This window comes from Dactylosporangium thailandense, assembly GCF_059739745.1.
The window spans coordinates 3,385,377-3,401,140 of record NZ_AP029195.1 but is presented as its reverse complement, the minus strand read 5'-3'; the positions used below and the strand labels follow the sequence as shown (position 1 = coordinate 3,401,140).

At 70.5% G+C, this 15,764-nt stretch carries 14 protein-coding genes; 3 read left to right on the top strand and 11 right to left on the bottom strand.

The genetic code is table 11. From position 1 onward, the window contains the following. Nucleotides 1-21: 21 nt before the first annotated feature. Nucleotides 22-1,017: an ABC transporter substrate-binding protein gene (locus AC6JBM_RS15325; protein WP_497984283.1), complete on the bottom strand. Its 996-nt coding sequence runs from the start codon at nt 1,015-1,017 to the stop codon at nt 22-24. A 306-nt stretch (nt 1,018-1,323) separates the two neighbouring features. Between AC6JBM_RS15325 and AC6JBM_RS15320 the strand changes: the two genes are divergently transcribed. Next, a complete protein-coding gene (locus AC6JBM_RS15320) occupies nt 1,324-2,310 on the top strand; it encodes a LacI family DNA-binding transcriptional regulator (protein WP_497986461.1) in 987 nt (328 codons plus the stop codon). Nucleotides 2,311-2,415: 105 nt separating this feature from the next. On the opposite strand, the gene AC6JBM_RS15315 is transcribed toward AC6JBM_RS15320, so the two are convergent. Continuing rightward, nucleotides 2,416-3,456, bottom strand: a complete 1,041-nt coding sequence (locus AC6JBM_RS15315; RefSeq protein WP_497984282.1) for a LacI family DNA-binding transcriptional regulator — start codon at nt 3,454-3,456, stop codon at nt 2,416-2,418. 301 nt (nt 3,457-3,757) lie between these two features. On the opposite strand from AC6JBM_RS15315, the gene AC6JBM_RS15310 reads away from it, so the two are divergent. Then, nucleotides 3,758-5,044, top strand: coding sequence for a cellulose-binding protein (locus tag AC6JBM_RS15310; protein WP_497984281.1), 1,287 nt, complete (start codon nt 3,758-3,760; stop codon nt 5,042-5,044). A gap of 20 nt (nt 5,045-5,064) precedes the next feature. Here the strand turns inward: AC6JBM_RS15310 and AC6JBM_RS15305 are convergent, their stop codons facing one another. The 9 genes from AC6JBM_RS15305 to AC6JBM_RS15265 form a co-directional block, all read right to left on the bottom strand. After that, nucleotides 5,065-5,655, bottom strand: a complete 591-nt coding sequence (locus AC6JBM_RS15305) for an HIT family protein (protein WP_497984280.1) — start codon at nt 5,653-5,655, stop codon at nt 5,065-5,067. Nucleotides 5,656-5,663: 8 nt separating this feature from the next. Continuing rightward, on the bottom strand, nt 5,664-6,578 hold the full coding sequence (locus tag AC6JBM_RS15300; protein WP_497984279.1) for a formylglycine-generating enzyme family protein: 915 nt from the start codon (nt 6,576-6,578) through the stop codon (nt 5,664-5,666). Nucleotides 6,579-6,580: 2 nt separating this feature from the next. Beyond that, the gene (locus AC6JBM_RS15295; protein ID WP_497984278.1) at nt 6,581-7,978 is read right to left on the bottom strand and encodes a sulfatase family protein; all 1,398 of its coding nucleotides are present in this window, start codon (nt 7,976-7,978) and stop codon (nt 6,581-6,583) included. A 1-nt stretch (nt 7,979) separates the two neighbouring features. After that, complete coding sequence (locus AC6JBM_RS15290; protein WP_497984277.1) at nt 7,980-9,467, bottom strand: sulfatase family protein; 1,488 nt, start codon at nt 9,465-9,467, stop codon at nt 7,980-7,982. Continuing rightward, entirely contained in the window at nt 9,464-10,450 is a 987-nt protein-coding gene (locus AC6JBM_RS15285) for an aliphatic sulfonate ABC transporter substrate-binding protein (RefSeq protein ID WP_497984276.1), read from the bottom strand. Before AC6JBM_RS15285 ends, AC6JBM_RS15290 begins: the two co-directional genes overlap by 4 nt. Further along, entirely contained in the window at nt 10,447-11,220 is a 774-nt protein-coding gene (locus AC6JBM_RS15280; RefSeq protein WP_350619334.1) for an ABC transporter ATP-binding protein, read from the bottom strand. Before AC6JBM_RS15280 ends, AC6JBM_RS15285 begins: the two co-directional genes overlap by 4 nt. Next, complete coding sequence (locus tag AC6JBM_RS15275; protein WP_497984275.1) at nt 11,217-11,978, bottom strand: ABC transporter permease; 762 nt, start codon at nt 11,976-11,978, stop codon at nt 11,217-11,219. Before AC6JBM_RS15275 ends, AC6JBM_RS15280 begins: the two co-directional genes overlap by 4 nt. A 33-nt stretch (nt 11,979-12,011) precedes the next feature. Further along, a complete protein-coding gene (locus AC6JBM_RS15270) occupies nt 12,012-13,157 on the bottom strand; it encodes an ROK family transcriptional regulator (protein WP_497984274.1) in 1,146 nt (381 codons plus the stop codon). 153 nt (nt 13,158-13,310) lie between these two features. Next, nucleotides 13,311-14,471 (bottom strand): LCP family protein, encoded by a 1,161-nt coding sequence (locus AC6JBM_RS15265; RefSeq protein ID WP_497984273.1) that lies wholly within the window; start codon nt 14,469-14,471, stop codon nt 13,311-13,313. 535 nt (nt 14,472-15,006) lie between these two features. On the opposite strand from AC6JBM_RS15265, the gene AC6JBM_RS15260 reads away from it, so the two are divergent. Next, nucleotides 15,007-15,681 (top strand): FHA domain-containing protein, encoded by a 675-nt coding sequence (locus tag AC6JBM_RS15260; protein WP_497984272.1) that lies wholly within the window; start codon nt 15,007-15,009, stop codon nt 15,679-15,681. The last annotated feature ends 83 nt before the right edge of the window (nt 15,682-15,764 follow it).

The window sequence follows — 15,764 nt, the reverse complement described above, 5'->3', positions numbered from 1 at the left end:
GTTCAGTCAGCGCTCTTTTGCTCAGTACTTGCGGTCGGGGAGGGCGGCCTTGGCCTGCTCGGGCGTGAACTCGGTCTCCACCGTGAGGATGCGCGGCTCGACGGTCTCGCCGTTGACGACCTTCTTGGCGAGGTCCATGAGCTGAGGGCCGAGCAGCGGGGAGCACTCGACGATGTGGTTGATCTTCCCGGCGGCCAGGGCGGTCATGCCGTCCTTCACCGCGTCGACCGAGATGATCTTGATGTCGGTGCCGGGCTTCTTGCCGGCCGCCTCGATCGCCTCGATGGCACCCAGGGCCATGTCGTCGTTGTGGGCGTACAGCACGTCGATCTTCGGGTTGGCCTTCAGGAAGGCCTCCATGACCTCCTTGCCCTTGGCCCGCGTGAAGTCACCGGTCTGCGACGCGATGATCTTCAAATTCGGGGCCGCCTTGATCGCGTCGGCGAAGCCCGCCTTGCGGTCGTTGGCCGGGGCCGAACCCGTCGTGCCCTGCAGCTCGACGATGTTCACCGGATCGGTCTTGCCCTGATACTCCTTGACCAGCCAGTCGCCGGCCTTCTTGCCCTCGACGACGAAGTCCGAGCCCAGGAACGTCTTGTACAGCGAGGTGTCCTTCGAGTCCACCGCGCGGTCGGTCAGGATGACCGGAATCTTCGCGTCCTTGGCCTCCTTGAGCACCGTGTCCCAGCCGGACTCCACGACCGGCGAGAACGCGATGACGTCGACCTTCTGCGCGATGTAGCTGCGGATGGCCTTGATCTGGTTCTCCTGCTTCTGCTGCGCGTCGGAGAACTTCAGATCGATGCCCGCGGCCGCGGCGGCTTCCTGGATCGACTTGGTGTTCGCCGTGCGCCACCCACTCTCGGCGCCGACCTGCGCGAAGCCCATCACGATCTTCTTGTCGCCCTTGGGCGCGGTGCCGCTGCCGGCATCGTCGCTCTTCTCCCCGCCGCACGCACCGAGCGCGCCGAGCAGGAGCACGCCGCCGACCACGGCAGCGGACCATCTCTTCAGCACTGCGTCTGTCCCTTCGGAGATAGCGTTAACGTTCACATCTACAGGCAGATGGCCACACGCCTGGGGTGTTCGGCGGTGACCTGAGCCCGCGTGCGGCCCGATTGCATTGGCCGTCGCGGTTGTATTTCGAGAGTGTTAGCGTTCTCATCCCGGGCGTCAAGTAGCGGCGGCCGAGATGTTGCCGGAAGGAGACACTCCGTGGCTGCAGCTGTCATCGGGCCGGACCGTGGTCGGCCCGGCCCCGTCGCGCACTCTCACCTGGGGCCGGAGGTGGATGCGGTGGAGGCGCCGTTGCGCAAGGTCGGCATGCGTGACGTGGCCCGGCTGGCGGGCGTGTCGCATCAGACCGTGTCGCGGGTCCTGAACGACCTGCCGAATGTGAGCGCGTCGACGCGGGAGCGGGTGCTGGACGCCGTGCGGGTGCTCAACTACCGCCGCAACCTGGCCGCGCGCACGCTGGTCACGTCCCGCTCACGCACCATCGGCCTGATCGGCTTCGAGACGACCCTGGCTGGCCCGGCATCGATGATCTACGGCATCGAGAAGGCCGCGCGCGAGGCCGGGTACTACGTGAGCATCGCGACGGTCCGCTCGCTGGAGCGCCATGCGGTGCTCGACGCGGTCGAGCAGCTGTGCGCGCAGGCGGTCGAGGGGATCATCGCGATCGCGCCGAAGAACTCCGTCGCCGACGCGTTGACGCAGGTGCCGGTGGGGACGCCGGCGGTGGGGGTGGGCGGCGCGGACGACGGGTTCGTGCCGATGCTGCGCGTGGACAACGTGCGCGGGGCGTGCATGGCCACGAGCCATCTGCTCGATCTCGGGCACGCGACCGTGCATCACGTGCCGGGGCCGGCGGACTGGCCCGAGGCGCGGGATCGCATCGACGGGTGGCGCCAGACCCTGCACGCGGCGGGGGCGCCGGTGCCGCCGATCGAGGCGGGCGACTGGAGCGCGCGGTCCGGCTACCTCCGGGGGCAGCACCTGGCCGCGGACGCCCGGGTGACCGCGGTGTTCTGCGGGAACGATCACATCGCGCTGGGGGTGCTGCGCGCGTTCCACGAGGCCGGGCGGCCCGTGCCGGCCCGGGTCAGCGTCGTCGGGTTCGACGACACGCCCGAGTCCGGGTTCTTCCTGCCGCCGTTGACCACGATCCACCAGGACTTCGCGGAGCTGGGGCGGCGCAGCGTCGAGCTGCTCGTGGCCCAGCTGGCCGGGGCGGCGGTCGCGGACCCCGGGGCCGTGCACCTTTCACCACATCTCGTCGTGCGGGCCTCGGCCAACGCGGCGCCGTGAGTGAGACGATGGCGCAATCCCGGCTCCGGTGGCGTTCCGCTTGATTCACCGTACACCATGCGACCTAACCGATCTCGGCCGGCAACACGGTGCGCGAGCGCCCGGTTACCGTCCGGGCCGCGGGGGCGCCGTGCTGGCTCGGACGATCAGGGTCGGGGCCACGCGCGGGTCCGGGGACGGGCGGTCCGGGCCCTCCGGCAGGTCGGCCTCGATCACGCGCAGCAGCTCGGCGATGCAGCGCCGGCCCACCTCGTCGAAGTCCTGGCGGATCGTGGTCAGCGGCGGGGAGAGGAACTCGGCCTCCGGAATGTCGTCGAAGCCCACGATGCTCACGTCGTCGGGGACGCGGATCCCGCGCTCGTGGAACGCCCGCATCAGGCCCAGCGCCATCTGGTCGTTGCCGGCGAAGACCGCGGTCACGTCGTCGCGGGAGGCGAGCTCCAGGCCCGCGGCATACCCGGACCGCGCGCTCCAGTCGCCCGTCATCAGCGGCGGCGCGGGCAGGCCCGCCTCCTCGAGGGTCGTGCGCCAGCCCTCGATGCGGCCGTGGGTCTCGAGCCAGTCCCGCGGGCCGGACAGGTGCCAGACCTTCTCGTGGCCGAGTTCGAGCAGGTGCCGCACGGCCATCCGGGCCCCGGTCACCTGGTCCACGGAGATCGCCGGCACCTCGCCGCCGACCGCGGACTCCACGGCGACGGCGGCCATGCCCAGCGGCATGTTGTGCAGGGCGGCGGCCGCGGCGGTCTGCGGCGCGATGACCACGACCCCGGCCACCGACTGGTCGGCGAGCGCGTTGAGCGCGGACACCATGCCGGTGTGGTCGACGCGCTCGAGGGTCACGATGCTGACGCCGTAGCCGGCGGCCCGCGCGGCGTGCTCGATGCCGAGCAGGGTCGAGGCGGGCCCGTAGAGGATGGTGTCGAACGAGACGACACCGACGACCCGGGAGCGGCGCCCGGCCAGGCCGCGGGCCATCGCGTTCGGGCGGTAGTTGAGCTGCCGCACGGCCTCGAGCACCCGTTCCCGGGTGGCCGGACTGACGCTCGGATGGTCGTTGAGGACGCGCGACACCGTCTGATGTGAGACGCCCGCGAGCCGCGCTACGTCGTTCATCACGGCGGCCCGGTTGTGGCTGGTTGCGCGCATGTCCCTCCCCCGATGTTGATGTTAGCGCTGCCACGATATGCCCGTGCGACACGGTCGGCGTGGTGCCGGTCACGGGTCTGCCCGTTCGGTTGATGCGACCCCGCCGCGGCACACACCACCCGCCGGAACGCCACGAAAACCAACACGCGACCGGTAACGCTCCCAGCTCCGAAAACTTTTCGCGCGTGTAAGGTTCATCGATGCCTCAGGCATCGACGCTGAGCTGCGTACATCGATCCTTGACAATCGCGTAACGCGCTGCCAGGGTCCCGAAAAGGTTTTCGACAGGAAGGGGCTACCCATGCGACTGCGCAGACTCGCGGTCGTCGCCGGGGCGATGGCACTGCTCGTCGGCACGCCCGTCGTCGCGCACGCGGCGCCGGGGCAGAGCGACAACCTCGCCCGGTCGGCGACGGCGACGGCGTCGTACACCTCCCCCTGGGAGAGCGTCGCCGCGGTCAACGACGGCATCGACCCGAGCACGTCCAACGACACCGTGAACCGCCGCTGGGGCACCTGGCCCAACACGGGCGAGCAGTGGGTGCTGCTGACCTGGTCCGGCACGCAGACCCTGCGCTCGGCCGACGTCTACTTCTTCGACGACAACGGCGGCGTCCGCGTCCCGGCCTCGTGGCGCCTGCAGTACTGGACCGGCTCCGCCTACGCCGACGTGCCCGGCGCCAGCGGCTACCCGGCCGCGGCGAACCAGTACAACGCCGTGAACTTCGCCCAGATCAGCACCAGCCGCCTGCGCGTGGTGCTGCAGAGCGGGGCCGCGTCCGTGGGCCTGCTCGAGGTGCGCGCCTACGCCTCGGCGATCGGCACGGGCAACCCCGGCAACCCGTCGGGCTGGAACCCGCCGGCGAACCTCGTGCAGCCCCTGAGCGAGGTGTGGACGCATCAGGAGCAGACCTACAACAACCTGTACGGCTTCCGGAACTACGCGTGGGACCAGATCTTCGCCACCGGCGGCACGGGCATCAACTACTGCGTGCGCTGGGACTCGAGCGCAACCGTGAGCGCCGCGCTGCGCGACCGCATCCAGGCGACCCTGCAGCGGCAGTTCAAGAAGTGGATCGACGTGATGGCGGGCCACAACGGCTGGCCGTACCAGCAGGTGCCCGTCAAGGTCGTCGGCTGGGCCGTGCGCGACCGGGCCCAGCTGCAGTGGACGGACAGCTCGGTCGACATCTACGTCAACAACATCCGGGAGAACGCGCCCCAGTGCGGCGAGCCGTGCGGCCGCTTCTTCAACCAGAGCGGCAACTACCCGAACTGCCCGGGCGGCGCGTCGCACCACTACGACATGTCGCTGTGGCTCACGTCGGGCTTCGGCGGCGGCGCGGGCGGCGACTGGGGCCAGCGCATCGGCAGCGAGTACTACGTCGGCGCCCTCGACGCCGACAACGTCCACATCCTGCAGCACGAGATGGGCCACAGCTTCGGCCTGGACGACTTCTACGACTGGACGCCGACGGGCCAGTGCTGCTTCCTCATGAAGGCGGGGTCGGCCACGCAGATCACCGACTTCGACGCGTGGATGCTGCGCGACTGGTGGCGCCACTTGAAGAACCGCTGGGGGTACTGATCCGCCCGGGGGCACGTTCCCTAGTGGACCGTGCCCCCGTCCGCGGCGAGGTGCGACGCCAGCTCCCGCAGGACCGCGTGCCACTGGTCGAGCGGCTGGCGGGGCAGGATGTCGTCCCACATCACCAGGCAGGAGCCGCGCAGCTGGGTCAGGCCCTCGGGCCGGGCGACGAACCACCAGTGCAGGTGCCGCGCCCCGTCGCCGACCTTCATGATGTGCACCCGGGCGACGCCGCCGAGGGCGTGGATGGCCCGCTCGATGCGCTGCTGCAGCGGGACCAGCTCGGCGGCGAGAGCGGCGGGCAGTTCGGTGAAGTCGTAGTGCTCGCGCGGGCAGAGCAGGACCACGACCGGGACGGCGCTGGGCTCGGCGGTGCGGCGCAGCAGCCAGCGCTCGTCCGACCAGATCGTCTGGGCGTCGGGCTCCCGGCAGATGAAGCAGTCCCCGGGGCCGTCCTCGCCGTTGCGCGGCGGCTCGGGCACGACCGGCGGGTCGAGGGTCTTGACCCGCAAATCCCCCTCGAACGGGAAGATCTCCCAGCCGGGCATGCCGCCGTCGAACGGCACGGGCGGCTCACCGACGGGCAGGTGCGCGAGAAATCGATCGGCCATGCCCGAGATCATGCCACCGTGCGGAACCCCGCGTTGCCCATGGACGAGTCGGGCGTGTTCGAGGAGCGGGCGGCGTTGCGGTACCGGTTGCAGTAGGAGTCGTGGCACAGGTAGGAGCCGCCGCGCAGCACCCGGGCCGTGCCCTGCTCGGGTCCCCGCGGGTCGTGGCGCGGGCAGCGGGCGTAGTAGCCGGGGTCGAACCAGTCGGCGCACCACTCCCACACGTTGCCGACCGGCTGCCACAGCCCGTAGGCGTTCGGGGCGTAGGTGCGCACCGGGGCCGTGGCCGCGAAGCCGTCCTCGGCGGTGTTCACCGACGGAAACGTGCCCTGCCAGATGTTGCACCGGCCCGCGTCGGCGGTGTCGCCCCACGGATAGCGCAGCCCGGCCAGGCCGCCGCGGGCCGCGCACTCCCACTCGGCCTCGCTCGGCAGCCGGCGCCCGGTCCACGCGCAGTAGGCCCGGGCGTCGTTCCAGGACACGTGCACGACTGGGTGGTCCTCGGCCCCCTCCACCGTGGACAACGGGCCGAACGGGTGCGCCCAGTCGGCCCCGCGCACGCCCAGCCACCACGGCGTCTGCGGCGGCCGGCCCAGCACGTCGTCCTCGCCGGCCGCGAGGAACAGGTGGAACACGGCCGAATAGCCGAACGTCTCGGCCTCCGTGCGGTAGCCGGTCGCGGCCGCGAACCGCGCGAAGTCGGCCACGGTCACCGCGGTCGCGTCGATGCTGAACGCGTCCAGCTCCACCGGGTGCACCGGGGTCTCGCCGTCGGGCCGCACGCCGTCGCCGTGCGCGTCGCCCATCGCGAACGTCTGCGCCGGGACGAGCACCTGCTCGATCCCGTGCGCCCCGCCGCCGGGCACCGCGGCCGGCACCGACTCGCGGCCGGGCTCGGTCGGCGGGCAGCACGACGACGACATCGTCACACCCCCGCGGGCCGCGGCTGGCTCGGGTGCGGGGCGTCGCCGAGGCGGGCCTGCTCGCGCCACATCGCCGCGGTCAGCTCCTCGCGCACCGCCCGGTAGGCGGGGTCGTGGTAGACGTTGTTCGTCTCCGAAGGGTCGGCGACGAGGTCGTACAGCTCCCACTCCGGCGGATAGGTGAACGCCCCGGTGCCGGGCAGCCCGAGCCCGTCGTTGTAGAAGTAGATGAGCTTGTGCGTGGCGGTGCGGTAGCCGTAGTGCGCGGGGGCCTTGTGGAACACGTCGTCGTGCTCCCAGTAGCGGTAGTACATCCCGCTCGCCGGGGGCGCCGCCGGGGTGCCGAGCAGGTCCGGCCAGAAGCTGCGGCCCTGCATCCGCGGGTGGTGCCCGACGCCGGCCGCGTCAAGGATCGTCTGCGCCCAGTCCACGTTGGTCACGATGTCGCCGAAGACCCCGCCGGCGGCCAGGCGGCGCGGGTAGGACAGCACCAGCGGCATCCGCAGGGACTCCTCGTACATGAACCGCTTGTCGAACCAGCCGTGCTCGCCCAGGAAGAAGCCCTGGTCGGAGGCGTACATGAGCAGCGTGTCGGCGAACCGCCCGCGCTCGCGCAGCCAGTCGACGACCCGGCCGACGTTGGCGTCCACCGACGCGACGCAGGCGAGATAGTCCGCCATGAAGCGTTGGTACTTCCACAGCGCCTCGTCCTCGTAGGACAGCCCGGGCGGCGGGTCGGTCTTGAGGTCCTCGCGGCTGAGGTGCTCGGCGATGCGCATCGCGGCCCGCCGCGCCGACGACGAGCGCGTGGCGTAGTCGTCGAAGAAGGTCGCCGGCACCGCCACCGGGTCCGCGGCGACCTCGCCCGGCGGCTCCCAGGGGCGGTGCGGGGCCTTGTGGTAGATGAGCACGCACACGGGTCCGTCCACCGTGGACATCCAGTCCAGCGCCAGGTCGGTGACGATGTCGGTGGCGTAGCCCTCGACGGTGCGCAGCCCGTCGCGGGACAGCAGCCGCGGGTTGTGGTACTCCCCCTGCTCGATGAACACGTCCCAGTAGTCGAAGTGCTCGGGGTCGTGGCCCGGCCCGTCGCCCATGTGCCACTTGCCGACCATCGCGGTGCGGTAGCCCGCCTCCTTGAGCAGCCGCACGAACGTCGGCTGGCTCGCGTCGATCGGGGTCACGAGCGTGGTGACCCCGTTGACGTGGCTGTAGGTGCCGGTGAGGATCGACGCCCGGCTCGGCGAGCACAGCGCGTTGGTGGCGAAGCAGTGCTCGAAGCGCCAGCCGAGCCGGGCGATCTCGTCGATGCGCGGGGTGGTGTTGACGACCGAGCCGTACGCGCCGATCGCGTGCGCGGCGTGGTCGTCGGTGAGGATCATGACGATGTCGGGCCGCACGTCAGTTCCCGGCGTAGGTGGACTCGTCCAGCCCGCTCAGCGTCGGGTCGTAGTTCAGGTCGCCGACGTCGTACATCGAGGCCATCCAGTGGTGGAAGTTGTCGCCGCGGTCGCGCAGCAGCGAGTACAGCCGCCGCAGCAGGGCCGAGCGCAGCGCCGCGTGCTCGGACAGCTCGTAGACGTTGAGCAGCTCGTCCGGGTCCAGCTGCAGGTCGTAGAGCTCGTTGGTCGAGTCCGGGTTCACCACCAGCTTGTAGCGGTCGGTGCGCAGCATCCGCTGCGGATACGGGAAGTGGTGCCCGTGGAACTCGGCGACCACGTCGGGCTGCCACTGCGGCTCCTCGCCGCGCACCAGCGGCAGCAGGGAGCGGGAGTCGACCGGCTCGTCGGCGGGGATCCCGGCCAGCTGCATGATGGTCGCGGTGCAGTCGGTGAGGCTGACGAACTCGCGGCGCACCTGGCCGGCCGGGGCGCCCGGGACCCGGATGATGCCCGGGGTGCGGTAGATGTCCTCGTACATCGCCGGGCCCTTGTCGTGCAGGCGATGGGCGCCGGTGAACTCGCCGTGGTCGCAGGTGAAGAACACCGAGGTGTCGTCGGTGAGCCCGAGCTCGGCCAGGGCCGCGAGGACCCGGCCGAGCTGCTCGTCGATGAGCGTGACGTAGCCCCAGTAGACGGCGATGAGCTTGCGGGTCACCTCGATCGGCATGGTGTCGAACGTCCAGTGGGCGCTGTAGTTGCGCTGCACCGGCGGCTTGCCGTGGAACGTCTCGGCGACCGAGCGCGGCAGCTCCACTGTGGACGGGTCGACCATGTCGAAGTAGGCGTCGGGAACGATGTAGGGCAGGTGCGGGCCGAAGAAGTGCAGCGCGAGGAAGAACGGGGCGCCCTGCTCGGCGTACGACCGCAGCATGTCGATCGTTCTCGTGGCCAGGTAGTGCTCGAAGGTGGCCTCGACCGGCTGGTGCAGCCGCGCGGCGAGCAGGTTCCCCGGCTGGCCGTTGGGCAGGGTGCCGCGGATGCGGTTGCTGATCTCGTAGGGCGGCAGTCCCCGCTCGGCGAGGTAGGCGAGGTAGTCCGGGTGATCGACGGGGTTGTGCCAGCCCGGCAGGTGTACGCCGTCCAGGCCGTAGTCCGCGGGCGTCTTCTCGGTGCCGGCGTGCCATTTGCCGACGAGCCCGCAGTTGTACCCGCGCGAGCGCAGCGCCTGCGGGAACGTCCACGTGCCGTCGGGCAGGTCCTCGGAGTAGCCGACGTTGCGCTCCTGGTTGGCCAGCAGCTTGTGACGGAACGGGGCCTGCCCGGTGAGCAGGCTCGCCCGCGCCGGGGTGCAGATGGCGGTCGGGGTGTACCACCGGTCGAACCGGGTCCCGGTCCGGGCGAGCTCGTCCAGCACCGGGGTCCGCGCGAGCGGGTTGCCGTAGGCGCCGAGCGTGTCCACCCGGTGCTGGTCGGTCATGAGGAACAGGATGTTGCGGGGGGAACTCACTTCGCGGCCGTCCACTGCTCGCCCAGGTAGTACGTCTTCGGGTCGGCCTTCTCCTTGAGCTTGCCGGCGCCGACGAAGAAGTCGCCCATCCCGGTGAGCCACTTCGCGACGGTGCCGTCCGCGGTCTGCTGGTCCAGCTCCTGCGTGCTCATCGCCTTGCTCAGGGCCGCGTCGGCCTTCACCGCGTCGGCGGGCTGCTTGGTGAGCTCGGCGACGGCCGCCACGGCCTCGTCCGGGTGCTGCACCCGGTAGTCGGTGGCCTCGCGCAGCACCTGGATCACCTTCTTGAGCACGTCGGGCTTGTCGGTGACGGCCTTGTTCCCGGCGATGTACGCGTTGGGGAACTGCACCTTGTCCTTGAACGTGTCGTCGTCGGCCAGCTCGACCAGGTTCGGCACGGTCTTCTTGATGGCGGAGATCGCCGGGTACCAGAAGCCGGCCCCGTCGATCTGCTTGGAGGCGAACGCGGAGGTGAGGGTGGCCGCGTCCATCGGGGTGCGCTGGATGTCCTTGTTCGTCATGCCCGCGGCCTGCAGGGCGAGGGTGAGGATCATGTCGCCGGAGGTGCCCTCGGGCACGCCGACCTTCTTGCCGCGCAGCTGCTCCATGGACGTGATGCCGGGCTGGGCGATGACCCGGTCGGCGCCGCCGAGGGTGTTGATCGCGATGATCTTCGCCTGGCCGGACGCCGGGAGCCAGAAGGCTCCGGGGCCGATGTACCCGAAGTCGAGGTCGCCGGTCTGCATCGCCTGGATCTGCACCGGGCCGGTGGTGAAGACCTTCAGCGTGGCGTCGAGGCCGTGCTTCTCCCAGAGCTTGAGCTTGTTGGCGATGGCGGGCAGGCTGCTGCCGTTGTAGTCGCCGATGTACCCGAAGGTGATCTTGGCGCTGCCGGCCGTGCTCTGATCGTCTTTTCCACACCCGGCCAAGGTGGCGACGGCGCTGCCGGCGAGCAGGCCCAGGAGTGCGCGGCGGGACGTCATGCTGGGGTTCCTTCCTGATGGTGTACCGCGCTCCACACGCGGTTGCGCAATGCGGTGAACTCCGCCCCGAGGCGGACGTCCTCGGTGCGCGGATAGGGCAGGTCCACGTCGATGATCTCGACGATCCGGCCCGGGTTGGCGGCCATGACCACGACGCGGTTGGCGAGGAACACGGCCTCGTCGACGTCGTGGGTGATGAACATGACGGTGCGCTGGTCCTGGCTCCACGTCTGCAGCAGCTGCTCCTGCAGCCGGACCCGGGTGAGGGAGTCCAGCGCGCCGAACGGCTCGTCCATGAGCAGGATCTGCGGGTCGACGGCGTAGGCGCGGGCGATGGCGCAGCGCTGCTTCATGCCGCCCGAGAGCGTCTTGGGCAGCGCGTCGGCGAACCGGCTGAGCCCGACGAGCTCGATGAAGTGCTCGGCCCGGGCCCGCCGCTGCGCCTTCGGCACGCCCGCGGTGCGCAGCCCGAACTCGACGTTCTTGCGCACGGTGAGCCAGGGGAAGAGCGCGAACTGCTGGAAGATGACGCCGCGGTCGGGACCGGGTCCGGTGACCACGTCCCCGCCGACCCGCGCCTCGCCGCTGGTCGGGTGCTCCAGCCCGGCGACGATGTTGAGCAGCGTGCTCTTGCCGCAGCCGGACGGCCCGACGATCGCGACGAACTCGCTGGCGCTGATGTCCAGCGAGACGTCGTCGAGCGCGGTGAACCGGCCGTCCTTGAGCGGGAAGATCTTGGCGACCCCGCGGATCGCGATGTCCTTGCTCATCGGCGCTCCTGCCAGGACGTGGCCCGCCGCTCCACCAGCAGCAGCACCCGGTCCATGAGCAGGCCGAGGATGCCGATGCAGATGAGCGCGGCGAAGATGGTGGGCCGGTCGACGTAGATCTGGGCGTTCTGCATCCGGTACCCGAGGCCCTCCTGCGCGGCGACCAGCTCCGCGGCGACGAGGGTGCCCCACGCCGAGCCGAGCCCGACGCGCATGCCGACGAGGATGTACGGCATGGAGGCCGGCACGACCACCCGGGCGAAGATGGTCCGGGTCGGCGCACCCAGCACCCGGGCCGCGTTGAGCAGGGTCCGGTCCACGTCGACGACGCCCTGGAAGGTCGCGATGACACAGGACAGGAACGCGGCCACGTAGATGACGAAGATCTTCGGCTCCTCGCCGATGCCCAGCAGCACCACGACGAGCGGGATCAGCGCCAGCGGCGGTACCGTGCGGAAGAACTGCACCCAGGGCTCGAACACGGCTCGGGCCACGGCGTACCAGCCCATGAGGAAGCCGACCGGGATCGCCACGGCACAGCCGAGCGCGAAGCCGATCAGCACCCGCTGCAGGCTGGCGAGGATGTCGGCCTCGAGGGTGCCGTCGGCGAAGAGCTCGCCCATGCGCCGGGCGACCTCCACCGGGGTCGGCACGTTCTCCGCCGTCACCGACCAGATCCACCAGACGCCGAGGCCGGCGAGGGCAGAGGCTATGTTCAGCGCGAGCAGCGCGGGTTTTCGCTTTTTGGGCGCGATCATCTGACTCCTTGCCGGCGGGGGGCGTTTGCCGCCTCAGCGGACGGGCTCGGGGTAGCCGTCCAATAACGGCGACTGGCGGAACAGGGCGGCGATGGCGCCGAGCGCGCCGTCGTCGTCGCCGAGGCGGGCGGCCCGGACCGCGGGCCGGGCGCCGCCGACGGGACACAGCTCGCCGGCGAGGATCTCCTCGACGCGGCGGACGAACGCGGGCGCGCTCTGCGGCAGGCGGCCGCCGATGACGACCTGGGCGGGGTCGAGCACGAGCGCGGCGGTGGCCACGACCCGCCCGACCGCGGCGGCGGCCTCGTCGAGCACGGCGGCGGCGACGGTATCGCCGCGGCCCAGGGCGGCCTCGAACTCCTCGATGGTGGCCACCGGGACGCCGCGGCGGGTGCAGCTGCGCAGGACCGCCGGGATGGACGCGACCGTCTCCAGGCAGCCCCGCTTGCCGCACCGGCACGGGTCGCCGCCGGGTTGCGCGGTGACGTGCCCGAACTCGCCGGCCACCCCGTCCGCGCCGGCGACGAGCCGCCCGCCGACGACGAGGCCGCCGCCGATGCCGTCGGAGAGGCGCACGTACAGCACGTCGTGCACGTCGGGCCCGTCGGTCATGGCCTCGGCCAGCCCGGCGAAGCGCGTGTTGTTGTCGACGACGACGGGCGCGGCGAACCGCTCCCCGAACGGCTGCGCGAGCCCGGGTGCCGCGGCCCGGGGGCCGGCCACGCCGACGCCGACGCCCTGCAGCGCCCGGAAGCTCACCCCGGTGCGGGCCGCGACCCGGTCGATGAGCGCGAACGCCGCGGCGAGGCGCTCCTCCCAGCTCGACTCGGCCGGGTAGGCGGCGTGCCCGGCCGCGATGATGTCGTGGGCGGCGTCGGCGACGGCGATGCGGACCCGGGTGTGGCCGAGGTCGACGCCGAGGAACTGCCCCGAGCTCGGGTCGAGCGTCAGCAGCTCCGCCGGGCGGCCGGAGCCGGCCCGCTTGGCCGCGTCGGTGTCGACGACGACCACGGCGCCCCGGGAGAGCAGGTCGCCGGTGATCTCCGACAGCGTGGTGCGGGACAGGCCGACCTTGGTGGCGATCTGGCCGCGGCTCAGGGCACCGTGCTCACGCAGCACGCGCAGGACGCGGGCCTCGTGCGTGCGCCTGACCAGCGCATGGACTCCCAGAACGGACACGCAGACACGGTAGGCACCGGCCAATTTTTCCGTCAACAGTCCGACAGAATCGTTCTCTGCTAATGAGATAGGTATTACAGGATTTGAGCCCGCTCCGCAAACACGGCGGCGGCCCCGCTCCCCCTGGTCGGGAGCGGGGCCGCCGTGGTGTCGCTACTTGTTCGAGGGCGCCGTCGCCGGGGTGGCCGCGTCGTTGGCGACCATCTCCGGATGGGCCGCGACGAACGGGCCGACGCTGTCGCTGCCGTAGGCCTTGAGCAGGTCCACCGCCGTCTGGTCGAGGACCTCGAAGGACTGCCCGTTGATGATCTCGGTCTTGAACTGCCCGTTGTTCGTGCGCAGGGTCATCATGCCGTCGGGGTTGATGCCCTTGAGCGTGAACATCCAGTCGGCGAGCGAGACGTCGTTGTTGTAGAACGACACCGCCTTGCCGACCGAGTTCAGCACCTCGTTGACCTTGATGGGGTTGGCCAGCACGCCGGCGCTCATCGCCTTCTTGGCCATGGCCTTGATGAACTGCTGCTGGTGGCGCTGGCGGCCGTAGTCGCCGTCGCCGTTGGCGAGCTTGTCGCGCTGGCGCACGTAGTCCAGCGCCTCCCACGCGGCGAAGTCCCGGCAGCCGACCTCGTAGATCATCGGGCGCATGTTGGGCTTCAGGCTCGTCGGGATGCCGTCGGCGTTGAAGTTGTACGGCACGCCCTCCGCCCCGGTCTTGGTGTTCCACCCGGTGTGGATCGACGTGACCTTCTCGTCCACGCACATGTAGACGCCGTCGAGGGCCTTCACCAGCCCCGAAAACCCGTCGAAGTTCACGATCGCGGCGCCGTTGAACTTCAGTCCCCCGCCGGCCATCGCGCTCACCGTCTCGGCCAGCAGCGCCAGCCCGCCGTCGCGCCCGCCGCCGTTCTGGTAGCCGAACTGGAACGCGGCATTGATCTTGTCGGTGCCGCCGTTGTACTTGGTCTTCTTGTTCGCCGGGATCGCCGCCTTGGTGTCCCGGGGAATCGACATCAGGTAGACCGCGTCGTGCGACGCCGGCACGTGGGCGACGATGATCGAGTCGGCCCGCGCCCCCATGTCCTCCTGGTTCACCCGCTCGTCGATGCCGACGAGGAGCAGGTTGATCGGCCCGTCGATGGTCGCGCCCGACGCTGCCTCACCGAGGCCGCCCTCATGGGTGATCTGGTCGCTGTAGTGATTCAGCAACAGATTGCCACCGACGAGGGAGCCTCCGCTGAGCAGCAGCAGGAATGCCCCTCCGACCAGGGACAACCGCGCCCACAACGGGTCTTTCTTCCCACGCTTCTTCGCCATACCACTCCCCGGCACCAGGTGTCCCTCGGCGGGCCACAATATCCCCCCGAAGTGTGCGACCGTGTTTCGTCCCTGAAGACGGATTCAGGACAGCGGTTGGTTGCAGTTTCAGCCGTTTCTCAGAATTCTGGCCGTTTCGCTCGTCGCCACCCTCGGTCGTGCGCCTTGTCTTCGCTGCTCAGCGCCGATCTCCTCCGCCGCCCACTCTTCCGCCCCTGGTAGCGCCGGGCCGAGGTCGGTTCACAGGTAGTACGCGGGCCGCCCCGGTCGGTTGCCCCCCTCGGCTTCGCCGCCGTTGCCGTAATGACCTGATGCAGTACGACGTCCGTCGTATTGACGTTCGGTGCCGACGTGAACAGCGCAATCTTGTGCTGCGGCGCGTTTTCCGGGAGTCGCCGGTGTCGTTGCCGCTCTGCGACGGCATCGGTCCACCGAATGATCTCCGTCACGGACGCGAGGCTCGTCGTGCTCGCGACTGCGTCGGTACCACCGGCGTGATACACAGTTTCTGCCGGTCACGTTGAAGGGGGACGAGTTGGGCGCGCTGCAGCGGTTCGAGAAGCGGCTGGAAGGCATGGTGGAGGGCACCTTCGCCAAGGTCTTCAAGGGCGTCGTCCACCCGGTCGAGATCCTCAACGCGATGCAGGGCGAGGCCAACGCCAACCAGACCCAGATGACGGGCGGGCGGATCCTCGTGCCCAACCGGTACCTGATCGCCCTCGCGCCCGCCGACCACACGCGGCTCGCACCGTTCGCGGCCGCCCTGGCGCAGGAGCTCGCGCAGTCGCAGGCCGAGTACGTCGGGGAGCAGGGCTGGGCCGTCTACGGCGACATCGTGGTCGAGATCACCCGCGGTGACGACCTCGACACCGGCCTGTTCCGGGTGAGCGCGCAGGTCTACACCGGCGGGGAGGTCGCTGCGGGTGAGGGCCACGGCGTACGCCTCGTGACCGAGGACGGCCAGAACTACCCGCTCGCGCAGGGCGCGACGATCATCGGCCGCGGCGAGCAGGCGTCGTTGCGCCTCGCCGACGTGGGCGCTTCGCGGCAGCACGCGCGCGTCGAGTACGACGGCAACCGCGCGGTGTTCACCGACCTCGGCTCGGCCAACGGCTCGATCGTCAACGGCCGCCGCGTGGACACGACCGTCATCCTGCACCCGGGCGACGAGATCGTCATCGGGACCACCCGGCTGTCGTTCCGGGTCTGACGCTGCCCACCAGCCGCGTCCGTTCGTGGATTCGAAGCTGCTCCGGCCCCGGCCGCAGTCGACAACGCCGACTCGAAGTCACC

Coding starts and splice junctions, on each gene's coding strand:
- AC6JBM_RS15320 (WP_497986461.1), top strand. CDS start 1,324: ATGCGTGACGTGGCCCGGCTGGCGGGCGTGTCGCATCAGACCGTGTCG.
- AC6JBM_RS15315 (WP_497984282.1), bottom strand. CDS start 3,456: ATGCGCGCAACCAGCCACAACCGGGCCGCCGTGATGAACGACGTAGCG.
- AC6JBM_RS15310 (WP_497984281.1), top strand. CDS start 3,758: ATGCGACTGCGCAGACTCGCGGTCGTCGCCGGGGCGATGGCACTGCTC.
- AC6JBM_RS15305 (WP_497984280.1), bottom strand. CDS start 5,655: ATGGCCGATCGATTTCTCGCGCACCTGCCCGTCGGTGAGCCGCCCGTG.
- AC6JBM_RS15300 (WP_497984279.1), bottom strand. CDS start 6,578: ATGTCGTCGTCGTGCTGCCCGCCGACCGAGCCCGGCCGCGAGTCGGTG.
- AC6JBM_RS15285 (WP_497984276.1), bottom strand. CDS start 10,450: ATGACGTCCCGCCGCGCACTCCTGGGCCTGCTCGCCGGCAGCGCCGTC.
- AC6JBM_RS15280 (WP_350619334.1), bottom strand. CDS start 11,220: ATGAGCAAGGACATCGCGATCCGCGGGGTCGCCAAGATCTTCCCGCTC.
- AC6JBM_RS15275 (WP_497984275.1), bottom strand. CDS start 11,978: ATGATCGCGCCCAAAAAGCGAAAACCCGCGCTGCTCGCGCTGAACATA.
- AC6JBM_RS15265 (WP_497984273.1), bottom strand. CDS start 14,471: ATGGCGAAGAAGCGTGGGAAGAAAGACCCGTTGTGGGCGCGGTTGTCC.